General features: G+C 54.8%; 17 protein-coding genes. 6 read left to right on the top strand and 11 right to left on the bottom strand.

Going from position 1 to position 16,064, the window contains the following annotated elements:
• Positions 1–6: 6 nt before the first annotated feature.
• Positions 7–234, bottom strand: a complete 228-nt coding sequence (locus ACR0MQ_RS01725) for a hypothetical protein (protein WP_170469869.1) — start codon at positions 232–234, stop codon at positions 7–9.
• 249 nt (positions 235–483) lie between these two features.
• Between ACR0MQ_RS01725 and ACR0MQ_RS01720 the strand changes: the two genes are divergently transcribed.
• The gene (locus ACR0MQ_RS01720) at positions 484–2,070 is read left to right on the top strand and encodes an APC family permease (RefSeq protein ID WP_480605479.1); all 1,587 of its coding nucleotides are present in this window, start codon (positions 484–486) and stop codon (positions 2,068–2,070) included.
• 48 nt (positions 2,071–2,118) lie between these two features.
• Here ACR0MQ_RS01720 and lon read toward each other — a convergent pair whose 3' ends face one another.
• The 4 genes from lon to ACR0MQ_RS01700 form a co-directional block, all read right to left on the bottom strand.
• The gene (gene lon, locus ACR0MQ_RS01715; RefSeq protein WP_319547075.1) at positions 2,119–4,527 is read right to left on the bottom strand and encodes an endopeptidase La; all 2,409 of its coding nucleotides are present in this window, start codon (positions 4,525–4,527) and stop codon (positions 2,119–2,121) included.
• Positions 4,528–4,761: 234 nt separating this feature from the next.
• Positions 4,762–5,172 (bottom strand): DUF6636 domain-containing protein, encoded by a 411-nt coding sequence (locus ACR0MQ_RS01710; RefSeq protein WP_480605476.1) that lies wholly within the window; start codon positions 5,170–5,172, stop codon positions 4,762–4,764.
• 92 nt (positions 5,173–5,264) lie between these two features.
• Positions 5,265–6,395 (bottom strand): tRNA guanosine(34) transglycosylase Tgt, encoded by a 1,131-nt coding sequence (tgt, locus tag ACR0MQ_RS01705; protein WP_480605474.1) that lies wholly within the window; start codon positions 6,393–6,395, stop codon positions 5,265–5,267.
• A 63-nt stretch (positions 6,396–6,458) separates the two neighbouring features.
• Entirely contained in the window at positions 6,459–7,370 is a 912-nt protein-coding gene (locus tag ACR0MQ_RS01700) for a nucleoside hydrolase (protein ID WP_170770678.1), read from the bottom strand.
• Between the two features lie 175 nt (positions 7,371–7,545).
• Between ACR0MQ_RS01700 and ACR0MQ_RS01695 the strand changes: the two genes are divergently transcribed.
• The 3 genes from ACR0MQ_RS01695 to ACR0MQ_RS01685 all read left to right on the top strand — a co-directional run bounded on the left by ACR0MQ_RS01695 (position 7,546) and on the right by ACR0MQ_RS01685 (position 9,173).
• Entirely contained in the window at positions 7,546–8,436 is an 891-nt protein-coding gene (locus ACR0MQ_RS01695) for an SPFH domain-containing protein (RefSeq protein WP_010439798.1), read from the top strand.
• Complete coding sequence (locus ACR0MQ_RS01690) at positions 8,436–8,714, top strand: NfeD family protein (protein ID WP_170469854.1); 279 nt, start codon at positions 8,436–8,438, stop codon at positions 8,712–8,714. Before ACR0MQ_RS01695 ends, ACR0MQ_RS01690 begins: the two co-directional genes overlap by 1 nt.
• Positions 8,715–8,810: 96 nt before the next feature.
• Positions 8,811–9,173, top strand: a complete 363-nt coding sequence (locus ACR0MQ_RS01685; protein WP_010439793.1) for an SUF system Fe-S cluster assembly protein — start codon at positions 8,811–8,813, stop codon at positions 9,171–9,173.
• A 219-nt stretch (positions 9,174–9,392) separates the two neighbouring features.
• Here the strand turns inward: ACR0MQ_RS01685 and ACR0MQ_RS01680 are convergent, their stop codons facing one another.
• Positions 9,393–9,725, bottom strand: a complete 333-nt coding sequence (locus ACR0MQ_RS01680; protein ID WP_170770676.1) for a hypothetical protein — start codon at positions 9,723–9,725, stop codon at positions 9,393–9,395.
• Positions 9,726–9,901: 176 nt separating this feature from the next.
• Here ACR0MQ_RS01680 and ACR0MQ_RS01675 point away from each other — a divergent pair, with 176 nt between their 5' ends.
• Positions 9,902–10,267: a HesB/IscA family protein gene (locus ACR0MQ_RS01675; RefSeq protein ID WP_170469848.1), complete on the top strand. Its 366-nt coding sequence runs from the start codon at positions 9,902–9,904 to the stop codon at positions 10,265–10,267.
• Here ACR0MQ_RS01675 and ACR0MQ_RS01670 read toward each other — a convergent pair.
• Complete coding sequence (locus ACR0MQ_RS01670) at positions 10,264–11,178, bottom strand: isopenicillin N synthase family dioxygenase (RefSeq protein WP_480605469.1); 915 nt, start codon at positions 11,176–11,178, stop codon at positions 10,264–10,266. The genes ACR0MQ_RS01675 and ACR0MQ_RS01670 overlap by 4 nt on opposite strands.
• Positions 11,179–11,299: 121 nt before the next feature.
• Between ACR0MQ_RS01670 and tpiA the strand changes: the two genes are divergently transcribed.
• Positions 11,300–12,049: a triose-phosphate isomerase gene (gene tpiA, locus ACR0MQ_RS01665; protein ID WP_170770673.1), complete on the top strand. Its 750-nt coding sequence runs from the start codon at positions 11,300–11,302 to the stop codon at positions 12,047–12,049.
• A gap of 6 nt (positions 12,050–12,055) precedes the next feature.
• On the opposite strand, the gene ACR0MQ_RS01660 is transcribed toward tpiA, so the two are convergent.
• From ACR0MQ_RS01660 to ACR0MQ_RS01645, 4 genes are all read right to left on the bottom strand, one after another.
• A complete protein-coding gene (locus ACR0MQ_RS01660) occupies positions 12,056–12,367 on the bottom strand; it encodes a DMT family transporter (RefSeq protein WP_170770671.1) in 312 nt (103 codons plus the stop codon).
• Between the two features lie 157 nt (positions 12,368–12,524).
• The gene (locus ACR0MQ_RS01655; protein ID WP_010439778.1) at positions 12,525–13,901 is read right to left on the bottom strand and encodes a TRAP transporter large permease; all 1,377 of its coding nucleotides are present in this window, start codon (positions 13,899–13,901) and stop codon (positions 12,525–12,527) included.
• Entirely contained in the window at positions 13,901–14,578 is a 678-nt protein-coding gene (locus ACR0MQ_RS01650) for a TRAP transporter small permease (protein WP_170469832.1), read from the bottom strand. Before ACR0MQ_RS01650 ends, ACR0MQ_RS01655 begins: the two co-directional genes overlap by 1 nt.
• A gap of 117 nt (positions 14,579–14,695) precedes the next feature.
• Positions 14,696–15,697, bottom strand: coding sequence for a DctP family TRAP transporter solute-binding subunit (locus ACR0MQ_RS01645; RefSeq protein WP_480605467.1), 1,002 nt, complete (start codon positions 15,695–15,697; stop codon positions 14,696–14,698).
• Between the last annotated feature and the right edge of the window lie 367 nt (positions 15,698–16,064).

Below are 16,064 nucleotides of genomic sequence, written 5' to 3'. Positions count from 1 at the left end.
CCTGCACTACCCACCGACATACACGCCGGACTTCGGGCGATAGAATATCTTCTGGTCATGTAACCTGCCGAGTAATTCGTGTGCCTTGCGCACAAAGTTCTCGCGGGCCTCTCTGTCCTCATTGCCTTCATCAACAAGTGCGACGGACCTGGCCGAAATCGCATGGCGCATTGCCTCTTCAATCAATTCCATATCTTCCACCGAAAGTTCGAACAGATCGTTGTACCGAGGCATCCTGGGGTCTCCTACAATGGCGTGGGCTCTCAGCGTGAATGATATTCCAACCCGGGTCCAGCGTTATGATACCCTGAAGATAGACACTCGTGGCAGAAAGTGCTCGAAACGACTGGAAGAACTTTCCAATTCGTTGCTTTAGGCACTGAGATTCTTTCATGATTATAGAGACTTGCCATGTTTCCTACGGCCTGCTTATCCTGAAACTGTGGTCTGTCGAACCAACGGATTTCCTGGGTGGGTTAACAAATGGCGAAACTGAAGCGGGAAATCGGCCTCGTTGGTCTAACGTTCATTTCAGTCGGCGGCATCATCGGATCGGGCTGGCTATTCGGACCCCTGCTCGCCGTACAGCATGCCGGCCCTGCCGCTATTCTTTCCTGGATCATCGGCGCCGTTGCGATGTTCATTTTGGCGATCACATTTGCCGAAATATCGGCGATGCTGCCTATCCCCGGCGGCATCGCACGCGTCCCGCAGTTTTCGCATGGCAATATCGTGTCGATGGCGATGGGTTGGACCGCCTGGATTGGCTACAATACGACCGCCCCAATCGAGGTTGAGGCCATGCTTAAATACCTCGCGCCATACGCGTCTTGGCTCCATACGGCAGAAACTGGGGAACTGACCGGGGCCGGTGTCTCTGTTGCACTGCTATTCATGCTGTTATTCGTCGCGGTAAACGCGCTGGGGGTTAAGTTTTTCACCCAGGTAAATGCGACACTGACCTGGGCTAAAATTGCGATCCCAGTTGTCATGTCAGTTCTGTTGATCGCATCAAGATTTGAAACGCAAAACTTTACGACGCCAGATGGATTCGCCCCCTATGGTCTTAGGGGTATCATGGCGGCCGTATCTACTGGCGGCGTGATTTTTTCCTTCATTGGATTCCGACATGTGGTTGATATGGCTGGGGAAGTTCGCAATCCGAAATTTTCTATACCGGCCGCATTGGTTCTTTCCATTGTGCTGTGTGCACTGATCTACCTCGGACTACAGGTTGCCTTTATAGGAGCACTGGACCCCACAATGATCAGCCAAGGCTGGGCGCACCTGAGCTTTGGCGGTCAAGGGCCGTTGGATGGCGTCATCATGTCAGTTGGGCTGTTGTGGTTTCTCAGCCTTTTGAACGTCGGTTCGATTATCGGCCCGTTTGGCAATGGGCTTGTAGCAACAGGTTCAAATGCAAGGATCGCAATGGCCCTGTCGCAAAATGGATTCCTGACGAAGCGCTTGCAGATGCTCTCATCCTTTGGCGTCCCTTTGTGGGCGCTGGCGCTGAACTTTCTGATCGGCACGCTGTTCTTGCTCACCGCACCGTTCACCACCGTCATCGCCTTGAACGGGGCCGCAATCGTCCTCTCATTTGCGGTCGGTCCCATCGCAGTGGTATGCCTGCGCGATCTGCTACCTGATCAACCCCGCTCGATCCGTATCCCCGCGGTCAAATTTGTCGCGATCACAGCCTTCGCCATTTCGACGTTGATCGTTTATTGGAGCGGTTGGGACACGGTCTGGAGGCTTGGTATCGCCTTGCTTATTGGCATGGCGCTGCTGCTGATCCGCTTTCACAACCGGCTTGATGAGATGGACGCGACAGAAGCCCTTTGGCTGATGCCATATTTCTGCGGCCTGGGGCTGATATCTTACATGGGGCAATTTGGAGACGGTGCGCAGAAACAAATCCCATTCGGTTGGGATATTTTGCTTTGTGTCGTATTTTCGATGGTGATCTTCACACTCGCTGTACGTTCGTCCCTGTCGGATAAGAAATTTCAGGCTTACATCGCTGATGAAGAAGTGCTCGATCCATCCAAACCGGTCATCGGCCTTTAAACAAAAAAAAGGCGGGGGTGACCCCGCCTCTTAACTTTATCAGCAGTCTTAGTGAGCTGTCGCAGACGGTCCTGCACCTTCGGCCGCTTTTGCAGCCGCCGCGGCAGCCTCTTCCGCAGCCTCGTCCCAATCAATGGACTCAGGCGCACGGATAAGTGCCTGCTCAAGGACTTCCGAGACGTGCTTGACCGCGATGATTTCCAGTCCTTCCTTCACGTTATCCGGAATCTCTGCCAGATCCTTTTCGTTCTCTTCAGGGATCAGAACAGTTTTGATCCCACCACGAAGAGCAGCCAGCAGTTTTTCCTTCAACCCACCGATTGGCATCGCATTGCCGCGCAGCGAGACCTCGCCTGTCATGGCGATGTCCTTGCGCACCGGAATACCTGTCAGGACCGAAACAATCGAGGTCACCATCGCCAAGCCCGCTGACGGCCCATCCTTGGGCGTCGCGCCATCGGGCACGTGGACGTGGATGTCGATCTTGTCGAACTTCGGTGGCTTCACGCCGATCTGAGGCGAAATCGACCGAACGTACGACGATGCTGCGTCGATGGATTCTTTCATCACATCGCCCAGCTTACCTGTGGTCTTCATCCGACCCTTACCAGGCAGTTTCAGCGCCTCGATATGCAGCAAGTCGCCCCCGACCGAGGTCCAGGCCAAGCCGGTGACTACGCCGACCTGATCGTCCTGTTCGGCGAGTCCGTAGCGGAACTTAGGCACGCCGAGGAAGTCATCCAGATTTTCCGGCGTCACCGTCACGGTTTCCGCCTCTTTCTTGATGATCTTGGTCAGCGATTTTCGCGCCACTTTGGCGATTTCACGTTCAAGGTTTCGTACACCCGCCTCACGAGTATAGGTGCGGATGATCGATTGCAGCGCCTCATCGGTAAGTTCGAACTCTTTGTCTTTCAGACCATGGTTCTTGACCTGCTTGCCGATCAGGTGCTGCTTGGCAATCTCGCTCTTTTCGTCTTCGGTATAACCAGCCAGCGGAATGATCTCCATCCGATCCAGCAGAGGCCCGGGCATATTGTAGCTGTTCGACGTGGTCAGGAACATCACGTTGGACAGGTCATATTCGACCTCCAAGTAGTGATCCATGAACGTGTTGTTCTGTTCTGGATCCAGCACCTCCAGCATCGCTGAGGCCGGGTCGCCACGGAAGTCCTGTCCCATCTTGTCGATCTCGTCGAGCAGGATGAGCGGGTTCGTGGTCTTCGCCTTTTTCAGCGCCTGAATGATTTTACCGGGCATCGAACCAATATAAGTCCGACGGTGACCCCTGATCTCGGATTCGTCGCGCACGCCACCCAGCGAGATGCGAATAAACTCGCGCCCCGTGGCTTTGGCGACGGACTTACCCAGTGAGGTCTTACCCACGCCCGGAGGGCCAACAAGGCACAGGATCGGGCCCTTCAGCTTTTTCGAACGCTGTTGAACTGCGAGGTATTCAACGATCCGTTCCTTGACCTTTTCAAGACCATAGTGATCAGCGTCCAGAATGTCCTGCGCACGGCCCAGATCCTTTTTGACACGGGATTTGGTGCCCCATGGCAGAGCAAGGATCCAGTCCAGATAGTTGCGCACAACAGTGGCCTCGGCCGACATCGGCGACATGTTCTTGAGCTTTTTCAGCTCACCCTCGGCCTTCTCGCGCGCTTCTTTCGAAAGCTTGGTCTCGTTAATCTTGGCTTCCAGTTCGGCGACTTCGTTGCTTCCGTCCTCACCATCGCCGAGCTCTTTCTGAATGGCCTTCATCTGCTCATTCAGATAGTACTCGCGCTGCGTCTTCTCCATCTGAGATTTGACGCGGGTCTTGATTTTCTTCTCGACCTGCAGAACAGACATTTCGCCCTGCATCAGGCCATAGACCTTCTCAAGCCGCTCGCTGACGCTGAGGGTTTCCAGAAGTTCCTGCTTCTGTTCGACCTCAATGCCCAGATGACCTGACACAAGGTCGGCCAGTTTCGCAGGCTCAGTGGTTTCGCCGACTGCAGCCAGTGCTTCTTCGGGAATGTTCTTGCGCACTTTGGCATAGCGCTCAAACTCATCCGCGACAGTGCGCAAAAGCGCCTCAGTCGTGGTGACATCGCCGGGAATTTCGGTCAGATACTCGGCACGCGCTTCAAAAAACTGATCGTTTTCAAGGAATTCTGTGATCTGTACGCGCGCCTGCCCCTCGACCAGAACCTTAACGGTGCCATCGGGCAGCTTCAGCAGCTGCAGTACGTTGGCCAGAACACCCGAACGGTAGATACCGTCGATTTCCGGATCATCCTCACCGGGGTCAATCTGGCTCGACAACAGAATTTGCTTGTCATCCTGCATCACCTCTTCCAGTGCGCGCACCGATTTGTCTCGGCCCACGAACAGCGGCACGATCATATGTGGGAATACCACGATGTCGCGCAGCGGCAGGACGGGGTATGAGGAATTCAGAGGCTCTTGCATGCTCTATCCTTATCATTGGCAAGACGGCGCTGGTCCCTGGATCAGGCAACCATTGGCTGTCTCCTGTCTTGGACGATAAAGGTGGGGCACCTGTTCCCCCATTTCAACCTCATCGCCGTTTGTCGTGATGCAGCATGACCCGATGAATTGGGGACTTCAAGGCGTCCGGCAGACATATCCACCGATTTTGGCCAGGCGCACCGACAAAACCGCCAATAAATTGTCAGTTGGGGATCAAAATATCCGCTGCTTGGCACGAGATAAAAAGAACCCGTGGCCGACTTCATTCCTGCATTCCAAACCCTTTTTCGAGGAATGGCAGATAAATCCACCAAACGTCCCGGTTACGCCATATTCTGCGCGATCATAACCGTCGCGATTTTGATTGACGGGTTGGCACAGCATGCGGACAGCGCCTTTATCGGTCATGAAAAATTCATGTCCCCAATCAGACTGACAATCCGCAGGTCGTGGCAAAGCAGGCGCGCCGCTACGCTCAATTATAGTGCAAGACAAATCCGAGGTTCCGGCATCCTGCCCGACCACAAACTGGATGTTTTCAGACGGGGTCTCAAAGGTCCAGACATCTGCGTGGGCCAAGGATGCACAAAAAACGATAGCTATAGAAACAAGTAAGTGAGGCATGGAATCCTCCTTAACAAAACAATGAAATTGATGAAACAAACTGAGAACAGTATAGCAAACAGGGCGATGTTTGTCACCGCATGAGACGCAATCTAGAGTGGTTCTATATCGCCCTGCTTTCGTTGTGCATGAAACTGCGCCTGCCACTGCGCAAATGTTCCGTTGGAAATCGCGTCACGCATGCCCTGCATGACTTCCTGAAAGTAGTGAAGGTTATGCCAGGTCAGCAGCATACCCGAGATCATCTCATTTGACCGGAATACATGGTGCAGATAGGCGCGGGAATAATTTGAGCACGCAGGGCACGTACAATGCTCATCCAGAGGGCGCGGATCGTCAGCATGGCGGGCGTTCTTGATGTTGACCACACCGTAGCGCGTAAACACCTGCCCGGTACGTCCGGACCGCGAAGGCAGCACGCAATCCATCATGTCGATTCCGCGTGCCACGGCACCCACGATGTCGTCGGGTTTGCCCACACCCATCAGGTAGCGCGGCTTGTCCTCAGGCAGGAATTCTGGTGCATAATCAAGACAGCTGAACATGGCCTCTTGCCCCTCGCCCACCGCGAGCCCACCAACCGCGTAGCCTTCAAAACCGATCTGTTTTAGCGCTTCTGCGCTTTCTTCACGCAGGTCCTGTTCCAACCCACCCTGCATGATTCCGAACAAGGCATGTCCGGGGCGATCACCGAACGCGTCCCGAGACCGTTCGGCCCATCGCATCGACAATCGCATCGACTCGGCGATGCGGTCCCGATCCGAAGGCAATGCCGGGCATTCGTCGAAACACATCACGATGTCCGATCCCAAAAGGCGCTGGATCTCCATCGAACGTTCAGGGGTCAATTCGTGCTTTGACCCATCGATATGGGATTTGAAGGTCACGCCCTTCTCAGTCAGCTTGCGCAAACCAGCCAGCGACATGACCTGAAACCCGCCCGAGTCTGTCAGGATCGGGCGTTCCCAGTTCATGAACTTGTGCAAACCACCCAGGCGGTCGATCCGCTCGGCCGTAGGACGCAGCATCAGGTGGTAAGTGTTGCCCAGCAAGATATCCGCACCGGTTGCGCGGACGCTTTCGGGCATCATTGCCTTAACCGTCGCCGCAGTCCCGACGGGCATGAATGCAGGCGTCCGCACCTCGCCGCGCGGCGTGTTGATCACGCCGGTGCGGGCCTTGCCGTCTGTGGCTTTCAGGTCAAACGAGAAACGGTCGGTCATGTTGGGGCCTCGGGTCGCGGAACCGGGCAGGCTTTGCCCGATCTACTGGTTCAATGCAACCCGTCAGGGCAGAGATGCAACGCGTTCGGTAAACAGTTGTACAACCCCTGCCCCGTCCACATTCCGGCATACGCGTACTGCAGGCCGCGAAGGGTTAATACGTGTGGCCCCGATGTCAGGTCCTTCGAGCGACACCTGCAAACCAGTTTCAACCACATCGAACATTGGCTCATGCGTACAAGCGATCACTGCCGTCGAATCGTGCAGGCCACAACCTTCAAGCCCGCCAACCTCTTTGTAGAACTTCAGATAGAACCGCGAGATGTCGCGCAGAAAACCACCCATATCGGGGGATTTCTGAGCCAACCCTTCGAAGTCGGCAGTTTCATAAAGCGTTTTCAAGGTCACATCCAAGCCAACCAGCACGGTCGGCAGAGACGCAGCGAATACTTCATCGGCAGCCTTGGCATCATGGTAAATATTCGCTTCGGCATGCTCGGTAATGTTACCCGGGCAGTAAACCGCGCCACCCATGATCACCAGCTTGGCCACATTGTCGGCAAAATCCGGGTCAAGCTTGATTGCATCCGCAATATTGGTGAGCGGGCCAACAGCACAAACGACCAATTCACCGCGATGCGCGCGCGCCATTTCAACCAGGAACTCTGCGCCTGTCAGCGCGTGGTTCTCGCCAATATGCGGGATATCGGTAAAATCACCGAACCCTTCAGGCCCGTGTACATGCTCGGACGGCGCGTGGCGGTCTTCACCACGTGCAAATGGCGCCCCCTCAGCTACTGGAATATTCAATCCAAGTTTATCAACCAGATAGCGCGCATTGCGACTGGATTGATGCACATGAGTATTGCCAAAGACGGTCGTCAGGCCAACCAACTCTATTTCCGGAGCTGCAGCGGCATAGGCGATGGCCATCGCATCATCGATGCCGGGATCAGTATCAATTATCAGTTTCATCCCCGCCCGATACCGCAAACACAGGTAGGATGCAAAGCGGTCACAGGCAAAGAATTCGCACCGCATTAACTGTTTCAAAGATTTGCATTTGGGCGCACTCAATCCATACCAGAGTTGAAATCGGGCGACTCAATCCCCAAATGTATACTATAGTACACAATAAATGAGGACAGATATGACAGAAGACCAGATTATCGGACTGCTTACTTCGAACATTATTTATCTGCTGGCGGCAGCGCTAATTGCACTTGTCATCTTCAAGGGCATCAAGATCGTGCCTCAATCCGAGAAATACGTGGTTGAACGGTTCGGCCGCTTGCGCTCGGTCCTTGGGCCCGGAATCAACTTTATCGTTCCTTTTCTTGATGTTGCACGCCATAAGATATCCATCCTTGAGCGTCAGTTGCCCAACGCAACTCAAGACGCGATCACCAAGGACAATGTTCTGGTGCAGATCGATACCTCGGTGTTCTACCGTATTCTGGAACCTGAAAAGACTGTATACCGTATCCGTGACGTAGACGGTGCGATTGCCACAACCGTGGCCGGCATCGTCCGTGCGGAGATTGGTAAGATGGACTTGGATGAAGTTCAGTCGAACCGCGCGCAACTGATTGAACGCATTCAGGAAAGTGTCGAAACCGCTGTTGACGATTGGGGTATCGAAGTGACCCGCGCCGAGATTCTGGACGTAAACCTCGACCAGGCCACCCGTGACGCAATGCTGCAGCAGCTGAATGCCGAGCGCGCGCGCCGCGCACAGGTAACAGAGGCCGAAGGTCAGAAGCGTGCCGTTGAGCTGCAAGCCGATGCCGAGCTTTATGCCGCTGAACAGACCGCCAAAGCCCGCCGTATCCAGGCCGAGGCCGAAGCCTACGCGACTCAGGTTGTGGCCAAGGCGATTCAAGATAATGGATTGGAAGCTGCGCAATATCAGGTCGCCTTGAAGCAAGTGGAATCACTGAACGCTTTGGGTAATGGCAGCGGCTCGCAGACAATCGTGGTACCGGCAAATGCTATTGAAGCGTTTGGGAATGCCTTTAACATGCTGAAAGGAGGAAAATAATGGCTGAACCTTTCTGGCTTACTTGGTGGGTCTGGCTGGCCGCAGCGCTCGCTTTGGCCATCCTTGAGGTCGCCCTGCCAGGCTTCATCTTTCTTGGCTTTGCCATCGGAGCAGCCATCACAGGATTGCTGTTGCTGATACCGGGACTGGTACCTTCCCTGCCCGTTCTATTGCTGATCTTTGCGGTTCTTTCGCTGGTATCCTGGCTCGCATTACGCCGCATGTTCGCGCTGCCTCACGGGCAGGTCAAAACCTTCAATCACGATATCAACGAGTGATTTTGTACTGGCGCCCATTCCGGGCGCCACTGCCCCTCTGGACGCTGGTCGGCGGTTTCCCTATATAATTTCTCAGGTAACAGACCCGAGGCATCAATGACCCACCCCAGCGAACAGTTCGAAGGCAGCCCGCTCATTGCGCCTTCGACCATCGAACATCCTTTGTACGACGCGATAGTGGACGCGTGCCGAACAGTTTTTGACCCTGAAATTCCAGTCAATATCTATGATCTGGGTCTCATCTATACCATCGACATCACCAATGAAAACGCGGTCAAAGTCATTATGACCCTAACGGCCCCCGGCTGCCCAGTCGCCGGCGAGATGCCCGGCTGGATCGTGGAAGCCATTGAACCCGTTGCGGGCGTCAAGGAAGTTGACGTCGAACTGACGTGGGAACCGCCTTGGGGTATGGAGATGATGTCAGATGAAGCGCGGCTTGAGCTGGGGTTCATGTAACCCCTTTTCTCATCAGGTTTTATCGTTTGTCGTGAAACGGTTACGCGCCTGTTACAAATGCGTAGACATTGTGACACAAAAAGCCGGTACTTTTCGGTTGTAGGCGCAGTGATACATACTGTGCTGGCGCACCGGGTCGCAAACCTGTCTGCTGTCCCCAAATTGACCTAGCCCGGATATTGACCGCCCTTGCCCGAGGGCGGTCTTTTCCGGTTGCTACTAGTTGATTCCACAGGTCGATTTGATTTCCGCGGCTCTCGCATCCAACTGTTCGACGTAATCGCCTGAAAGCATCTTTAGGTGTTTGTTCTCGGTCCCGGTTATCAATCCCAATAAAGCTCCGGCTGGTAGGATCGAGACAACGCTTTCCGCTTGTTGTTCCTCCGCATGCTTCTTTTCTGCCGCGATCGCACGAAGATCACCCGGTGCTGTGGCACAATTGACCGGGTGCCGTTTGTCATCACCGGCGGCGAATGTCGGATAAGCCAGTGCAATGTAAACCAACCCAGTGGAAATACTTCGACCAAACAACTGCTTTGCACTTAATGCCATCTTACTTCGCCTCTGTCAGACCAATAATTCCACGTCATCCGACCATATCCCGCGCGATATTGCCAACCCGAATTCCCGATCAACCCGCCACATGTGTGGGAATTGTGCCCTCCCTCTCTTGAGCCCGACGAGCGTCGGCCTTAGATTGGAGATAACGCGCGAATACGGAGCCCATCATGTTTGGCATTCCCGGCAAACAAGCCGTGACCATGACACCCAAAGCCGCCGAACAGATTGTTCGGCTGATGAATTCTGGCGGTCACGCCGGTCTGCGCATTGGCGTCAAGAAAGGCGGCTGTGCTGGTATGGAATATACCATGGACTATGTCGATGAAGCCGACCCAAACGATGAGGTGGTCGAGCAGGATGGCGCCTGCGTGATGATCGCGCCAATGGCACAGATGTTCCTGTTTGGGACCGAGATCGACTATGAGGTTTCACTGCTCGAATCCGGCTTTAAGTTCCGCAACCCGAACGTGGTCGATGCCTGCGGCTGCGGGGAATCGATCAAGTTCGACGATACTCTGGCGACGCAGCGTTAAGACGCTGCCTGCAGGTGCACGTAAGTTTCATTAAATCGCTGCGTCAAGTGCTCTCCAGCCCCAATTATCTTGCCTGAATCCGGCGGGGCGACATTGGTGTCATAAGAGGGATTGAAGAACAGCGGGACCGAGATTCGCTCGTCTGAACTCCCTTTGACTCTATGTTCGGTTGCCGTGACTTCACCGTCTGTCCAGAACTCCAACATTTCGCCAAAATTGATAATGAACTGCCCCGGCGCGGCGTTTATGGCCTGCCAATCGCCATCAGGCATACGCACCTCTAGCCCCGGAGTACCATCGGTGGCCAACAATGTCAGGCAGCCATAGTCAGTGTGAGCAGCGATTCCAAAATCGTTTTCTCCTGCCCAATCAGGTCGTTGCGGATAGAAGTTACCGCGCAGCAAGGCCATGGGCGTATCAAAGGCGGCATCAAAACTGTTCGCATCCCGACCGATGGCAACGGCAATGGCACGCAAAACGCGCATGGCAATGCCACAAGCGTCCGAATAATAGCCTTGGATTATTGTCCGGAACTCGCCGGAAAATTCCGGCCAGTGGTTTGGGGCATACACGCTCAGTTCGCGGCCTGCATAGGGATTGTTGGCAGACAGTTCATAGCCGCAGTCAAACACTTCTTTGAAATCCGGGTTCGCTGTAGGATCGACTTGCTCAGAACGAGGTGCGCCCCAGCCGCGGTTGGCACCGGTGGTGGCCATGTCTACAGTCCGCTTGATCTGTTCAGGTTGCCGAAAAAAGTCGCGGTACTCGCTAATCACCTGCTGAACGCGCTCAGCACTGAGTCCGGTATTGGAAATCGTCAGAAATCCGACCCGGCCAATGGCATGTCTCAGCTTATCCAGCTCCGCCGGCTCACGCTGGTCCAGCTTTGCAAGGTCTAGGTTGTCTATCATGCTGTCCTCTGCATTTACGCGTGCAATCTGTCCACACAATTCGCGGTCCGCAACCGGAATTGTCAGCGCTGCTTGCCGGTGATATCCGGGGTGCAGAACGCACAAAACCGGAGGGATCGCAATGCGGCGTAAGTTGGCGGCAGGCAATTGGAAAATGAATGGAACCGGCGTTGCGCTGAACGAACTAAAAGAGTTGAGCGCGTCACATCCCTCTTCCCCCGTCGAAATACTGATCTGCCCGCCTGCCACATTGCTTCATCGCGCTGGTACTACTGTCGAAGGCTCGGGAATCACTGTCGGCGGACAGGATTGCCACGCCGCGACTTCGGGTGCGCATACAGGGGATCTAAGCGCCGAGATGCTGCTTGACGCAGGGGCAGACGCAGTAATACTCGGTCATTCCGAACGTCGAGAGGACCATGGCGAACAGAACGAAGACATTCGCGCCAAGGCCCGCACCGCGATGGACGCGGGCCTAAAAGCGATAATCTGCGTTGGCGAAAGCCTTGAACAGCGTGAAGCGGCGAACACACTGGACATCATTGGAGGTCAGATGTCGGGATCAATCCCGGATCAGGCGACCGGCGAAAATCTCATTGTTGCCTATGAACCCATCTGGGCGATTGGGACCGGCAAAGTGCCAACCCTGGAAGAGATTGGCGAAGTGCACGATTTCATCCGCGCCCGGCTGGAACGCCGCTTTGGTGAAGGCGTGGGCCGCTCGGTCCGGTTGCTCTATGGTGGGTCGGTAAAACCCAGCAACGCCGCCGAGATTTTTGGAGTATCAAATGTCGACGGGGCACTTGTGGGTGGCGCAAGCCTGAAAGCCCAAGATTTCTCGGGCATCATTCGCGCGCTTGAAAAGGCCTAAGTAGACTTAGGCCAGTTTCATTATGACCAAACCGGTCACAATCAGAATCGCCGCACCGATCCGCATCGGTGTCAGCGCTTCGCCCAGAAACAAGATGCCAACGGTGAACGCACCGACAGCGCCGATTCCGGTCCAGATGGTATAGGCCGTTCCAAGTGGCAATTCCCGCATGGCCATCGCAAGCAGACCAAATGACCCGATCATTGCGACGCCCATGATCGCTGTCGGCCACAAGCGTGTAAAACCTGCGGTCTGCTTCATTGCGACGGCCCAGACAATCTCAAGCAGGCCAGCGAACAACAGTAATATCCAGGGCATAAGAACACCTCACTTTCCGAGTTCGGGTCGTCCCGAATGATCATCCATGATGGTGAGGTCGTCCTCTGACGCTCAGATATGCGCTTAAGCATCAGTTTCAAGGCACAAAAAACCGGGCGGATTACGCCGCCCGGTTCAAATGATCGGTGTTTTTGATCTAGTTGGTTATGATCTCTGGCCCCATGAAGGTGTTGGGCAGGAAGGTCGAAATCCACGGGATATACGTCACCATGATCAGGAAGACGAAGAGCACGGCCAAAAACGGCAGCGCCGCGCGCACAACACTCATCATTGGCATACCCGCGACGCCTGAGGTTACGAACAGGTTCAGACCAACCGGCGGCGTGATCATCCCGATCTCCATATTCACCACCATGATGATGCCCAGATGGATCGGGTCGATGCCCAGCTCAATCGCAATCGGAAAGACCAGAGGCGCCACGATGACTAAGAGGCCTGAGGGTTCCATGAACTGACCGCCGATCAGCAAGATCACGTTAACCACAATCAAGAACGTTACCGGCCCCAGTCCCGCGGACAGCATAGCGCTTGCGATATGCTGCGGGACCTGTTCATCGGTCAGAACATGCTTCAATATCAGCGCGTTGGCGATAACAAACAGCAGCGTGACGGTCAGTTTGCCAGCTTCGAACAGCGTATGCTTAGTGTCGGGGTGCACAAAGGCCGTGACGAGAGCATAGGGCTTCTTCAACAACGAGATGTTCTTTGCATCGCCTTCGGTGCTGAGCGGCCCCATGTCCTTGTAAACAAAGCTCGCGATCAGGAATGCGTAGACAGCCGCAACCGCAGCAGCCTCCGTCGGGGTGAAAATACCGCCGTAGATTCCGCCGAGGATGATGACGATAAGGAACAAGCCCCAACCGGCCTCGCGCGCCGAGGTGAAGACCTCGCCCCAACCCTTCCAGTCTCCTTTGGGCAAGTTCTTGACCTTGGCCATGACGTAGATGGTGATCATCAACATCAGACCCGCCATCAGGCCCGGAATAACCCCCGCAAGGAACATCCGCCCAACCGAAACCTCGACGGCGGCAGCATAGACAACCATCACGATGGACGGCGGGATTAGAATGCCCAAAGTACCAGCATTACAGATCACACCAGCGGCGAATTCCTTGGAATAACCAACCTGACGCATCCCTGCGATGACGATCGATCCGATGGCCACAACGGTAGCTGGCGATGAGCCCGAAAGCGCGGCGAACAACATACAGGCGAACACGCCCGCAATTGCCAACCCGCCCGGCAGATGCCCCACACAGGCAATCGAAAACCGAATGATCCGGCGTGCAACGCCGCCTGTCGTCATGAAGGACGATGCGAGGATGAAGAACGGGATCGCGAGCAACGTAAAGTGCCCTTCGAACGCCTCAAACAGCGTGCCCGCGACCGAGGCCAGCGAACTGTCGGAATAGATCAGCAGGAAGAGGGTCGAACTGAGGCCAAGCGAAACCGCAATCGGAACACCGATCAGCAGCAGACCAATGACCATCGAAAAGAGAAGAACAACATCCATCAGTCATGCTCCCCCTGCTGCGCGCGAACCTCTTCGATCTCGTCCTCAACCTCGTGGCTGGCAACAAGGCGATCGGTTTCGCCGCGCCAGATTTGGACCGCGACCTGTGCGAAGCGGATCACCAGCAACAGCATCGACAAGGGCAGAACGAAATACGGAACCACCTTGGGCAGTTTCTCGTAGTACTCACCGTAGTTGATCATATCTTCGAGAAATCGCAGCGGTGCGACCATGGGGATATCGTCGACCTCATAAAAACTCTGGCTGCGTGCACTCATGTCGAAGCCGGTCGGAAACCAGCGACCCGAAGTTGGTGGCAAATCGGCAAACACCGCCCAGTAGTCATACGACCCCTTGAGCAAGAGCAGCGAAAACACCAGACAGCACGCAACCGCTATCAGCGCCAAAACCCGGCGCGGCGCAGGGGCCAGCATGTTCAGGATCGCATCAACACCCAGATGCGCGTGCTTTTTCACGGCATACGACGCACCCAGCAGCACCAACCAACCAAAGGTGAATACCGTCAGCTCTAGTGCCCAAAGAATGTTAGAGTTAAACACGAACCGCGCGATCACATTGGCGAAGGTGACAATCGTCATCAGGCCCAAGAGGCACGCGATCATGGTTTCTTCGATATGGTCGACCAGCCCGCCTTGGCCGGATTTCGCACCAGACATCTCTCTGTCCCCGCATTTTTTTTGATGAGAGTGGAGGGAGTGTGGCGGGCCATCAAGGCCCGCCTGACCTACGCGTCCATAACTCCCCAGTCCCCGGACACGCGGCTTGATCCGGGATCAGAACCCGGCGTTGATCGCCTGTGCGGCGTCGATCTTGTCCTGACCTACGTCGTCAGCGAATTTGTCCCACACGGGCCTCATCGCATCGACCCAAGCCTGACGCTGCTCAGGATTCAGATCACGAATAATACCGCCTGCGTCAGTGATCGAGGCCTTAGCCGCTTCGTTCACCGCAAAGGCTTCCTTGTTCCGGGTCTCCGTCACTTCGGTTAGAATTGTCAGGAACTGATCACGGACTTCGGGGTCCAAGCTGTCCAGCCAGTCCACAGAAGTGACCACAAGATAGTCGATGATACCGTGATTGGTCTCGGTGATACCATCCTGCACTTCAAAGAACTTCTTGCCGTAAATGTTCGACCAGGTGTTCTCCTGCCCGTCCACAACACCCTGCTGCAGTGCGCCGTAGACTTCCGAGAATGCCATTTTCTGAGGGCTACCACCGATGGCTTCCATCTGTGCCACCAAAACATCCGAGGACTGCACGCGGAACTTGAGGCCGTCAGCATCCGACGGATCAACCAAAGGTTTGTTCGCGGACATCTGTTTCATGCCGTTATGCCAGAATGCCAGCCCTTGCAGGCCACGACGCTGCATGCTGTCTTTCATCGCCTGGCCATCAGCCGAGGCCTGGAATGCATCAACGGCATCGATGTTCTTGAACATGAACGGAAGGTCGAACAGGCGGAACTGTTTGGTGAACTTCTCGAACTTCGACAGCGATGGCGCGGCCAGCTGCACGTCGCCCTGCAGCATCGCCTCAAGCACTTTATCGTCATTGTAGAGGGTCGAGTTCGGATAGACCTCCATGCACATAACGCCGTTCATCTCGTCATTGACGCGCTGCTCCAACAGCGAGGCGGCAATACCCTTGGGATGTTTGTCAGTATTGGTCACATGGGCAAACTTAACCACGATCTCACCGTCATCACAGGCCGCGATCCCGGCCGTCGCGGTGACAGAAAGTGCAATTGCAGTTGCTGCCGTTGTTAGGAATTTCATCAGTCTTTTCCTCCCAGATTTCCCTAAAACTTCGATCAAGCGCTCAGTCCGCGCCGTATGAAGCGGAGTGAAGCGAATCAATCTCTCCCTCTCAACGGTTTGTTCCGTTACTAACCAAATTAATAATTATTATTTATTATCAATACGTTTAATGTCCCACTTCGCAAATCAAGAAAGCTACCGCAATGCTCTGTGCGAAATTTCGCACAGAGCAACCACGCCGAGTGCGAGTTTTCGCACAAAATCAAATCAACCCGACCGAATCGATTCGTCTAGGCAATGTGCGACCGCAGCCCGCATATGCGCGCTGCCCGGCCCAACAGTTTTGCTGGTATGTTAATACTGGCAAAATAGGCGGGAGGATCTG

Source organism: Ruegeria sp. AN6 (genome assembly GCF_056540425.1).
This window is presented reverse-complemented; position numbering and strand designations above follow the sequence as displayed.